This is a genomic window from Candidatus Avelusimicrobium stercoris, assembly GCF_002437085.1.
GTDB lineage: Bacteria > Elusimicrobiota > Elusimicrobia > Elusimicrobiales > Elusimicrobiaceae > Avelusimicrobium > Avelusimicrobium stercoris.
Genome location: NZ_DJOA01000016.1, coordinates 1 through 11871, shown reverse-complemented (window position 1 = coordinate 11871; position 11871 = coordinate 1). Strand labels below are relative to the sequence as shown.

Below are 11871 nucleotides of genomic sequence, written 5' to 3'. Positions count from 1 at the left end.
ACTAGCACCCCCAGCATAGGGGTAGAATACTCTGCTAGGCTAACCCCAGCCTGAACGGGGACTCCGCCCTGATGTACAAACCAAGGACAACTGGTATAAAAACCTGAAGCAAACCGCTTCAAATTCAAATTAATGAGGTATTATGACGCAAAACAAACCAAGCGACCTTGCGGTCGTCTATATACCCTTGGATACTTTGGCGGAATATCCCAATAATCCCCGTCAACACGATTCCAAGCAAATTATCAAAATCCAACGCTCTATTGAATCGTTTGGGTTTATTAATCCTATTTTAGTGGATGAAAAAGGGCAAATAATCGCTGGGCACGCCCGATTAAAGGCGGCACAACTGGCCCATATGGAAAAAGTGCCCGTTATACGCTTGGGCCATTTGTCCGAGGCGCAAAAGCGTGCTTATCGTATTGCAGATAACAAACTGGCTGAACTAGGCACATGGAGCATAGAACTATTGCAAATGGAGTTTAAGGCTTTAGATGAATTAAAGTTAGATATGCCTCTTACCATTACGAGATATGATATGGGAGATATTGACCTTATTTTAGAGGGAAAAGAAACCAAAATAGACCCAAAAGCAAATAATATCCCCTTTATCCCAGATAATGAAATTGTCAGCCAAGAGGGTGATATTTGGCAACTAGACAAACACCGGCTAATTTGCGGAAATTCCCTTAAAAAGGAAACATTAACTGCCTTAATGGAAGATAAAAAAGCCGATATGGTATTTACGGACCCACCATATAACGTGAAAATAAATGGACACGTTTGCGGGGCAGGAAATGTGCAACATCAAGAATTTAAATTTGCCTCTGGAGAAATGAGCTCTGAGGAGTTTACTCAGTTTTTGCAAACCGCTTTTGAGCGACTCTGTGAGTGTAGTAAAGATGGTTCGTTGCACTATATTTGTATGGACTGGCGTCATATTAAAGAAATTATAGTGGCTGCTGGGGTATATGACCAGTTTAAAAATTTATGCGTATGGCGGAAAGATAATGCCGGTATGGGTAGTTTTTATCGTTCCCAGCACGAACTTATCTTTATGTTCAAACACGGCAAGGAGCCACATATTAACAATGTGGAACTAGGGGTACACGGTAGATACGTACCAATGTGTGGTGCTATCCCAGTGTAAATACACCTAGTGAGGAAAATGCCGAAAAGCGGGCGATGCACCCTACTGTAAAACCGGTGGAAATGATCAAAGATGCCATATTGGACGCCTCTAACCGGGGCGGAATAATACTAGACACCTTTTTGGGTTCTGGCAGTACCTTAATTGCCGCAGAAAAATCTGGGCGTATCTGTTATGGGGCCGAGTTGGAGCCACGATATATAGATACGGCCATTAGGCGCTATGAAAGCCTAGGAAAGGGACATAGTGCCATACACATATCCACAGGGAAGACTTATCAAGAATTACTTTTAGAGAAGAAAAGAGGAGAAAATGAAAATGGAAAATAATAATACAGTAAGCAATTCTTATGAAGTAGGGTACGGCAAACCGCCCAAACATACACAATTTAAGCCGGGATACAGCGGTAATAAAAAGGGCCGTCCTAAGGGAAGCACAAACCTATTTACAGCAGTTGAAAAACTGCAAAATGAGCGTGTGCGCATCGTCCACAATGGGAAACAAAAAAGTATTCCGGTGCCAGAAGCCATCCTTCGTAAAACGGGAATGGATGCGCTCAATGGCAATGCAAAAGCACAAAAAACAATGCTGGACTATTTTGAAAAAAATGAGAGACTGAAGGAAGAAATCGCGCAGCGAGTAGAGGGGTTGCGACAAGATGATAGAACCTTATTAGAAGAAACCATTAAGGAGTACACGGAAGGACCGCTCAATGATACAACAAAATAAAGAAACCCAACGCTTTGATGCTTTCTTGCGGCACGACTTTAAGATGTTTGTTAGGAAAGTATTTGCCGAAGTTAGCCCGCAGACGAAATACCTAGATAATTGGCATATAAACGTGATTTGTGCGGAATTAGAAAAAATGCTATGTGGGGAAAATACCCGCCTAATCATTAATATTCCGCCCCGGTATATGAAGTCCATTATTTGCTCGGTGGCGCTTCCTGCCTATATATTGGGAAAATTCCCCAAAGAAACGGTTGTATGCGTAAGTTATGCCGATGAATTAGCCAAAAAACTGGCGGCCGACTGCCGGCGTATTTTGGAAACGTCTTGGTATAAGCGGGCGTTTCCGGGAACTCGTTTAGCATCCAATCGCCGCGAACTGATGGATTTTGAAACCACACAGGGCGGTGGGCGCTATTCTACAACGGTGGGTGGAACGCTAACGGGGCGGGGTGGTAATTGGCTGATTATTGATGACCCGATTAAACCAGCAGATACCAATTCGGATTTACTACGTAATAAAGTAAACGAGTGGTATGGAAATACGCTGTATAGCCGCCTAAATGATAAAAATAAGGGCAAAATCCTGCTTATTATGCAGCGCACGCACGAGCAGGATTTAACGGGCTATTTATTGGAGAGCAAAGCCGGGTTTAAGCAGATAGTAATGCCTCTCGTTGCGGTACGCGAAGAACATTGGCAATGGAACAAATATCTTGGGGATAAGGTCATTACGCATCATTATATCCGTAAAGTTGGCGAACCGCTGCATCCGGTGCGAGAAGGGCTGGATAGGATTGAAGAAACCAAACAATCCTTGGGCGCAATGGCCTTTGCGTGCCAATGCCAACAGGATCCTTTGGCCCAAGGGGGAAATATCATCCATTGGGACTGGTTCCCACGGTATAACGTAAAGGAAATAATCCACAAGCACTGTTTAGGGCAAATAGAACTTTGGCAGTTGGTGTTTAGTTGGGATATTGCCACAAAAACGGGAGCGACAAATGATTATAGTGTATGCGTTTGTGCAATGCGTTCCCATAATAAGTATTACATATTAGATATCAAGCGTTGGAAACTGGAACTGCCAGATTTGGTAAAAGCAGCCAAAGAGTATATGTCTCAGCAGAAAGAACGCTTGGGCAAACTAATAATGTACCCTGGTAAAATGCTAGAAACTAGGGTGCTAGTAGAAGATGTTGGCTGTGGAATCGGCTTCCAGCAGGCCCTTAAACCATTGGGGGATAAGGTGGATTTTATACACCCCACGGAGGACAAAAAGACGCGTTGCCTAAATATTACACCCCTCTTAGAGCAGGGCGGTTGCCTATTGCCGGATACCGAGGAACAGTGGTTTGATGATTTTAGGCACGAAGTTTTAGGATTCCCCAATACAAAGCACGATGACCAAGTAGATGCTTTGACACAACTTCTTAATTTTAAGGCTAAAAAACGCTTTGATTTTATTTAGTTGACACCGTACAGTATTCCCCGGGCAAAAGCCCGGGGCACTTGACTTGGCCCCCATTAGTAAGGCGTACTGTAAGTGCGGAGCCAGACAGGCGCTCCGCCTAGAATCAAAAGGAGCAAAAGTTATGGATAAATTAACAATACTAACAAATCATTTACAATTATTAGTGGAATTGGCCGCGGATTTGCAGGAGCAAATATAGCCTCCGCCCAGGACGGCGCAAAAGAAAAATCTTTGAACCAAATAATGGGTAGTCTTTACGGTCTATCCACCACCGCCGAACACATAAAAAACATATACGAAACAATGGTTCTAGTACATAGAAAGTAAAATAAAAACTTTTTGTACCAAAGTCGAGTTCTACACATTCTGTAAAGTTACCTTCCCTTTTTATTCACTGCTTATATATAGTGCATAGTATAAGGTTTAAAATATTAAAAATCTTGGGCCACAGGGCCTATACATAAATATGTCTTTTGAAAAAAATAGCATTGCCCTAGCAAATATGGTATTATAAAGATAAATTCTAATAGGAGTTTTGCAGTACAGCCACAGAAAGTGGTTAGCTTACAATTTATTCTGTTTTGGGAATCCTATTGAAGAATAGGAAGTCGTTTAATAACGTGCTAATCCCGTCCCAAAACAGCTGGTTTAGGCAGAAGATAGAGGGAAGTCATGAGCCCTTTGTCTTCTGCCGAATGTTCCGCATATAAAATTATGTGGAACTACGGCTGTTTAATGACTGGGACTGGGATTAGCCTCGGAATTATTCAGCCGTTTTTGTTTACTTCCATTTCATTTCTTCCTTAGTGAATAAATTCAATAGGTTCCATCGTTTTCATACGCTACAGCACGGCGTGTGAACGGGAAAGGGACTTATGAATACCTCTGCCAAGAGTTCCACAAGTCCTTTTCTCCCGATTTTAAGGGAAAGGAATTTTTTATGAAAAAAAATAACACCTCGCAACCACTTATTAGTATACTGGTTCCTGTGTATAATGCGGGCAAGTATCTGCCTGAAACCCTCGTTTCTATAAAAAATCAAACCTATCCTAATTTAGAAATCATTTGTATTGATGATGGATCAACAGATAATAGTCCTGCTATTTTGCGAAGTTATGCCAAGATGGACAAACGAATACATGTTTTTTATCAGAAAAATCGCGGGGCTGCTTTTACCAGAAATCGTTTATTAACTAAAACACATGGCGAATATTTTGCTTTTATTGATGCAGATGATAAGGTTTCTCCTAACTATATAGAGAAACTTTACCAAGTAGCAATCACTTGCCAAAGTGATATTGTCCGTTCATTATATTACCTCAATGATATAACTAACAACCAGTTAATCCCATGTGATGAAGTGTATAAGGAATTTAAGCATCCAGAGCCCGCTCAAAAGCCTGTTTGTCGTATACAAGCAGCGTTGGACGATACGCAAGTATGGCTTAAACTAATTAAAACTTCCTTGATAAAAAAACATCATATTCAATTTCTTAATGATGCAGTGGCTGAAGATATATCTTTTGAAATTTTAATGTATTTGTATGCTTCTAAAATTTCATTTTTAAATGAATATTTATATTATTACCGGATCGGTAATTCACACTCATTTTCAAGCAATAAACAGGCTTGGGCTATAGGGACGCTTTCAAATATTTGTTTTGTCTGCAAAGAACTGCTAAACAGAAAATTTACGGACAAAACCGCATGGAATTTAATGAGCCAACTTCTTTTACATTCAATTCGCAGAATGCGTAAATTCCCCATGGGCAGGCAGGAAGAAGAAGTTTGTAAACAAGCGGTTTGTCTTGTGCCGGAAATTATGCCATTATGCACCGCTTATATGCAGTGGAAATTAACCATATTTTGTAAATTTTGCAAATATACTTCTGTTTCAAAAATTCCATATATTGCGTGGGTGATTAGATGAAAACCCCAAGCGTGTCTGTTATTATTCCGTCTTACAATAGTGCGCACTACATAGAGGAGTGTGCGCATAGCGTATTAACTCAAACTTATCAAAACTTTGAGATTATAGTGGTTGATGATGGTTCTACTGATAATTCCGTACAAATCATTTCCCATTTCGCTTCTAAAGATGCACGTATTCGTGTGTTCAGACAAACCCATTGCGGGGTTGGACAAGCAAGGAATTTAGGATTACGCAAGGCACGCGGAAAATATATTTTATTTTTAGATGCAGATGACGTGTTACATCCAAAATGTCTGGAAATAGCCGTTGCAACTGCCAAAAAATATTCTGCCTCTTTTGTGGTGTGGAATTATATTTCTTTTACAACCGTTCCTGCTTTTGCCCAATTAGAAGATAAACCTCTGGATATGAACTTCACAGCTAATCCCATTATGTTGGGAAGTTCATTTATTCATTATGTGGTATGGGGTAAATTGTATAAAAAAGACCTACTTAAAGACATTACATTTGATAATGAGTATGTTTTTGAAGATTTGCCGTTCATCTATGCCGTATTAGCAAAAAAACCATCTACTGTATTATTAAATACTGCCTTATATGGCTATAGAAATACCCCGGAATCATTGTCTAATCAGCCGTTTTGTGTAGAACATATCCAAGCGTGCTATCATGCAATTTCTTCTATCATTAATCTGTATTCTAAACCCAATTTGCACAAAGAAGCATTGTTCTTAAAACAAGATTTCATCCCATGTATTCTAAAAAACCAACTTTATCGTTGTCAGCATAGTCCAGGACAACAAAAAAGACTTATGCTGAAAGCATTTAGCGAAGAATTGGAGGATTTATATCAAAGTGGATGGCTAATTTTCAAAGGACATCGTTTTGATAGATACTTTCTTTACAGGTATTTCATACTAAAACATAAATATTTAGAGAGGAAGAGAAAATGAGTGAGAGCAAGAGTATTTTAGTTACGGGTGGAACTGGTTTTTTAGGTTCTCATTTATGTAAACGTCTAATTCATGAAGGGCATAGAGTGATTTGTGTAGATAATAATTACACAGGAAGTTTGGATAATGTACGGGACTTGTTGGATAATCCTCGTTTTACATTTATAGAGCATGATATTATTAATCCATTAAAAATTACCGAATCCATTGATCAGATTTATAACTTGGCATGTCCGGCGTCTCCACGGCATTATCAGGGAAAAGCCTCAATTTTTACTACCAAAACCTGTGTATTTGGGGTAATTAATATGTGCGAACTTGCCAAACAGCACCATGCTCGCATTTTCCATTCTTCTACGTCGGAAGTATATGGAGAACCGGCAGTACATCCGCAACCTGAAAGTTACCGCGGCAATGTCAACCCTATAGGTATACGCGCTTGCTACGACGAAGGAAAACGCTGTGCGGAAAGCTTGCTATTTGATTATCACCGTCAAGAAGGTTTGGATATTAAGGTTGTGCGTATTTTTAATACCTATGGTCCCTTTATGAACCCCGAAGATGGCCGCGTGGTAAGCAATGTCATTTGTCAGGCTTTGCAGGGGGCAGACATCACGTTATATGGGGATGGGTCTCAAACTCGGTCTTTTTGCTATGTAGATGATTTGATAGAAGGTTTTATCCGGATGATGAATAGTTCGGCTGAAATCACGGGCCCAGTCAATTTGGGAAATCCAGGAGAATTTACCGTTAAAGAGTTAGCAGAATTAGTAATTTCTAAAATTGGCGGTAAACATAATCTAGTCTATCAACCCTTGCCCAAAGATGATCCTACCCACCGCAAGCCTGATATCACCTTGGCGAAAGAACTCCTGCATTGGGAACCGAAGGTAGCTTTGTCGGAGGGGTTGGATAAAACAATAGTTTATTTCAAAACCAAAATGGAGGGAAAATAAGATGAAAGTCGCTATTATTGGAACCGGTTATGTAGGGCTACCCACTGGTGTTGGATTGGCTGAATTAGGGAACCAAGTCACCTGTATTGACAGAGAACCGAGCAAAATTAATGCCCTTAAAGAAGGGAAAATAACCCTGTTTGAAGAAGGATTAGAAGAATTGTTTCATAAAAATGTCAAAGCCGGACGAATTTGTTTCACTACATCAATGAAAGATGGCGTGGAAAATGCTGATTTAGTCATTATTGCTGTTGGAACTCCACCACACCCCATTACAAAAGAAGCCGATATGAAATATATACACGCGGCGGCTACTGAACTAGCTGAATATTTGCGTGGATATACTGTAATTGCTACAAAGTCCACTGTTCCTGTCGGTACAGGGGATGATATTGAAATGCTCATTTCCAAAAAGAATCCCACTGCCGATTTTGATGTGGTATCTCTGCCTGAATTCTTGCGCGAGGGCTTCGCTGTATATGATTTCTTCCATCCAGACCGCATTGTGGTGGGGGCTAATACCAAACGCGCTAAAGAAGTCATTTTGGAATTATATAAACCGTTCAAAGGCAAAACCAATATGTTGTTTGTAAAACGCCGTTCTAGCGAGACTATTAAATATGCCTCTAATGCTTTTTTAGCTATTAAAATTCATTATATTAATGAAATGGCAAACTTTTGCGAGAAAGCAGGGGCCGACGTGTATGAGGTCGCTCTGGGCATGGGGGCCGATAGCCGTATTGGTCCTAAATTTTTAAATCCAGGACCGGGTTATGGCGGTAGTTGCTTTCCGAAAGACACTAATGCGATGGCTTATATGGGTCGTACAAATGGGGTGGATTTAAGCCTGATTGAAGCTGCCATTAAAGGAAATGATTTACGTAAAAAGCAAATGGCCAAGCGTGTGCTGGATATGGTGGCGGGGCAGAAATCGCCTAAAATTGCGGTTTTAGGCCTTGCGTTTAAAGGCGGAACAGATGACTGCAGGGAAAGCCCATCAATGGAGATTTTAAATGAGATATTGGCTGTTCCCGGCCCCAAAGTGACTGTATACGATCCCAAAGCAATGGAAAATGCAAAAAAATTATTAGGTAATAAGGTGCAATATGCCAAAGATGCCTATGAAGCCGTAAAAGGGGCAGATGTGTTGGTAATTTTAACAGAATGGAACCAGTTTAAAAAACTGGATTTAGAAAAATTAGCCAAATTAATGAAGCATAAACGCATAGTAGATTTGCGTAATACATTCCGCGTAGAGGATGTAACCTCTGCCGGATTTGAGTATGTGGGAGTAGGAAAATGAAATATAAAAAATCCAATCAAAGTAATCAAAAAATTTCAATAATTGTTCCTGTTTATAATGCAGAAAAATATTTAGATAGATGTTTAACCGCACTCATCAATCAAACATTCAAGGAAATTGAGATTTTATGCATTAATGATGGCTCAACGGATGGAAGTTTAGAAATATTAAACAGATATCAACAGCTAGATAGTCGCGTACGTGTATTTTCGCAAAAAAATTCTGGCCCTGCTAAGGCTCGCAATGTGGGGTTAAAGAATATGCGTGGGGAATATCTGATGTTTTGTGATGCAGATGATTGTTATGAGCCTACAATGTGCGAAGAAATGCACAAAAATATTATGACTTATAACACAGATTTTGTAATGTGCAATACATATGCATATGATTCAAATAACTTTGAAATTGAATCCTTATATTATTTCCCGTTTAAAAACGGTAAAAAAGTTTTATCTGCAGAGGAAAAATCAAAAATAAATGTCTATCTATGGAATAAAATTTTTAAAACAGAATTAGTTCGTAAATATCATATCGAATTTCCAGTTGGACATAAAGCAGATGATAATTTTTTTGTATTTGCATATTTGACCATTTCCAAGCAATCATTTTTACTAGATAACAAATTATATCACCATTATAGCGTCCCAAATTCTATTATGCATCAATATTATGGGAATCAAATCGTTTTTCAAGATATTAAAGATAAAAGTGATATTCTATCTTTACTGTATGATTTTTTGGTTCAGCATAAAATTGTTCAAGAAAATATTGTTTTTTTAAAAACAATTCTCTACAATGAATTGTTTTTTGCTTGGCTACAGGTCCCTGATGAATGGAAAGAAGATTTTTTAACACAGTGGAAGTTGTTGTTACATAAAATTAAATTGAAAATTTGGTCAGAACATACTCCTATTCAAAGTTTATTCTCATATATTTACAATGGGGATTTTTACCAGGCCTCAAATTTGTTGGACGCCTTTGCTTCTGAAAAAAAGAGAGAACGACGAAAGAGCATTCCAAATTTGATATTACATCCTATCTTCTTAGAGAAATGTGCTTTAGTGTTTAATTGCGATGAGGCATTTATTCCTTTTTTATCTGTTACATTGTCATCAATTCAAGTACATTCTAAACCACAATATTTCTATGATATTGTAATACTCAATCACAATATATCTCGACAATCACAACGTATAATAACGAATATGTTTAAAGTCCAAAAGAATTTTAATATTCGATTTTATGATATGAAAGAGTATGTTGCAAAATATCATATTGATTCTTGGATGAGTTTACGCAATATAAAACCATCTGCATATTATCGTCTATTTATTCCAATTATTTTTTCTAATTTTAAGCGAGTCATTTATTTAGATTGTGATTTAATTGTGAATACAGATATTTCCGAATTGTATCATATTCCCTTACACAATAAACCATTAGGGGCAGTTAAAGATTTGTTTGTTTCTAAAGTTAACTCAACAAACGATTTTCTTTTTCCGGGTTTTTATCAATATGCAATACAAACAATGGAATTACCCCATTTGGATGAATATGTAAATTCAGGAGTATTGGTTTTAGATATTTCTAAAATCAATACAAATAAATATGAGCACAATATTATAGAAGCAGTCCAAAAAAATACGGCTTATTTTCACGACCAAAACATTTGGAATATGTTATTTTATTCCGAGGTATGTTTATTGGACGAAACGTGGAATGTGCAAATTAACAATGGAAATATCTTGGGTAAAGCAACTTATCCCAAACCTGAATCTATAAAAATTCTGCATTTTTGTTCAAAGTTTAAGCCGTGGAATACTTTACATTGGAAATCAAATGAAATCTCTATTCAATGGTGGATGTATGCACGCCTAAGCCCTTTTTATGAAAAAATTTTATTTGATACGGTACGTACAGGATATAGTCCTTCATATAAATTTCCATTGAAAGATATTCTAAATTTTCCTAAAGCATATTGGACTTATTTGAGATGCCGTATTTTGTCAAATTTTACGTGGGGCGAAAAAAGGCAGCACTATTTATATAAAAAGCATGTCTTTCATAATGAGGTTAGGCGTATCAGAAAATTATTGAAATAATTTATGCCAGAAATTTCCATTTTAGTGTGTGCCTATAACACACAAGAATATATTTCCCAGTGTTTAGATTCTCTTGTGAATCAAACATTTAGGGATATAGAAATTATTGTTGTGGATGATGGGTCTAGCGATAAAACTCACACTATTTTAACAACTTATGCCAGAAAATATCCTAGCATTTGTATCTTACATCAAAAGAATGCGGGACCAGGTGTAGCACGCAATTTTGCATTGTCACATGCCAAAGGCAAGTATGTAATGTTTTGTGATAGTGACGATTGGTACGAGCCTACAATGTGTGAAAAAATGTACTCCTGCATGCATTTCCACAAGGTAGATTTAGTCTGTTGCAATTGTATTTTGGAATATGAGGGAGACAGTTTCGGTAGAGATAAACAAAAACTTAATTATCACTATTTAAAATTTGAAGGAGAAAAAATTATTTCTTCAGATAGTAAACAATTAATCAATTTAGTATTGTGGAATAAAATATTTAAAAAAGAATTGATTGATAAATTTAATATTTCATTCCCTACTATTAGGGAACACGATGACGATTCGTTTGTTAGCCAATATCTTTATGTTGCACATTCGGTCTATGGATTAATGCTTCCACTTTATCATTATCGTCTGCGTGAAAAATCCATAATGGCTATTTATTGGCAAGATCCACAAAAGGCAGATAAATGGACACATCTTCAATCTTGGCAACATACAGGTCTTTTTTTAATAAAACACCTAAAAAAATCAACACTGCCTATTGAATATATTGAACAGTTTTTTACAACATTGTATTTAATGAGACAAGTATTTGGATGGAACTCCTTTTCCGAGAGAGATAAAAGTATTATCAAGAGTTTTATTAAAAATTTTCCATTTGACTCGCGCAACTATGTGGAATACCCGTTATATTTAGCTCAACAGGGAAATTTTGATGCGCTAGAACAGGTGTTGCGCGTTGATAAACAAATATTGTCATTAGGAAAGCTAACTTTATGGCGCCAAGAATGCAATTGGCGCGAAAAACGTTTGTTTATTTTTGGTATTGAAATTTATAAACGTGATTATTTAAAAAGAAATATCCGTTTATTCGGTATTATTAGAATTCGACTATAGACCTTCTATGAAAAAACTTATTTCTAAAAATCTTCTTATTATTAATTTCCGCCGCATGTGGCCGTATATTAAGCCATATTGGTTTCGGGCGTGCTTGGGCGTGGCGCTTACGGTGCCTGTCGGCGCGTTGGATGGCGCCGTGGCGATGTTCTTAA

At 37.7% G+C, this 11871-nt stretch carries 10 protein-coding genes; all 10 read left to right on the top strand.

Annotated elements, in window-relative coordinates:
* Positions 1-142 precede the first annotated feature (142 nt).
* The 10 genes from B2118_RS02715 to B2118_RS02670 all read left to right on the top strand — a co-directional run bounded on the left by B2118_RS02715 (position 143) and on the right by B2118_RS02670 (position 11716).
* Complete coding sequence (locus tag B2118_RS02715) at positions 143-1150, top strand: ParB N-terminal domain-containing protein (RefSeq protein ID WP_428053117.1); 1008 nt, start codon at positions 143-145, stop codon at positions 1148-1150.
* Positions 1129-1479 (top strand): DNA methyltransferase, encoded by a 351-nt coding sequence (locus B2118_RS02710; RefSeq protein ID WP_428053115.1) that lies wholly within the window; start codon positions 1129-1131, stop codon positions 1477-1479. The genes B2118_RS02715 and B2118_RS02710 overlap by 22 nt, the downstream gene beginning before the upstream one ends.
* Positions 1469-1879: a DUF5681 domain-containing protein gene (locus tag B2118_RS02705; protein WP_428053113.1), complete on the top strand. Its 411-nt coding sequence runs from the start codon at positions 1469-1471 to the stop codon at positions 1877-1879. The genes B2118_RS02710 and B2118_RS02705 overlap by 11 nt, the downstream gene beginning before the upstream one ends.
* Positions 1863-3350 (top strand): phage terminase large subunit, encoded by a 1488-nt coding sequence (terL, locus tag B2118_RS02700; RefSeq protein ID WP_428053111.1) that lies wholly within the window; start codon positions 1863-1865, stop codon positions 3348-3350. Before B2118_RS02705 ends, terL begins: the two co-directional genes overlap by 17 nt.
* A 943-nt stretch (positions 3351-4293) precedes the next feature.
* Complete coding sequence (locus B2118_RS02695; protein WP_428053109.1) at positions 4294-5283, top strand: glycosyltransferase family 2 protein; 990 nt, start codon at positions 4294-4296, stop codon at positions 5281-5283.
* Entirely contained in the window at positions 5280-6239 is a 960-nt protein-coding gene (locus tag B2118_RS02690; RefSeq protein ID WP_428053107.1) for a glycosyltransferase family 2 protein, read from the top strand. Before B2118_RS02695 ends, B2118_RS02690 begins: the two co-directional genes overlap by 4 nt.
* The gene (locus B2118_RS02685; protein ID WP_428053105.1) at positions 6236-7195 is read left to right on the top strand and encodes a UDP-glucuronic acid decarboxylase family protein; all 960 of its coding nucleotides are present in this window, start codon (positions 6236-6238) and stop codon (positions 7193-7195) included. The genes B2118_RS02690 and B2118_RS02685 overlap by 4 nt, the downstream gene beginning before the upstream one ends.
* Position 7196: 1 nt before the next feature.
* Positions 7197-8498, top strand: coding sequence for a UDP-glucose dehydrogenase family protein (locus tag B2118_RS02680; protein ID WP_428053103.1), 1302 nt, complete (start codon positions 7197-7199; stop codon positions 8496-8498).
* Positions 8495-10600 carry a glycosyltransferase gene (locus B2118_RS02675; protein WP_428053102.1) on the top strand — a complete coding sequence of 702 codons (2106 nt, stop codon included), beginning with the start codon at positions 8495-8497 and terminating at the stop codon, positions 10598-10600. Before B2118_RS02680 ends, B2118_RS02675 begins: the two co-directional genes overlap by 4 nt.
* Before the next feature lie 3 nt (positions 10601-10603).
* On the top strand, positions 10604-11716 hold the full coding sequence (locus tag B2118_RS02670) for a glycosyltransferase family 2 protein (RefSeq protein ID WP_428053100.1): 1113 nt from the start codon (positions 10604-10606) through the stop codon (positions 11714-11716).
* Positions 11717-11871: the final 155 nt, after the last annotated feature.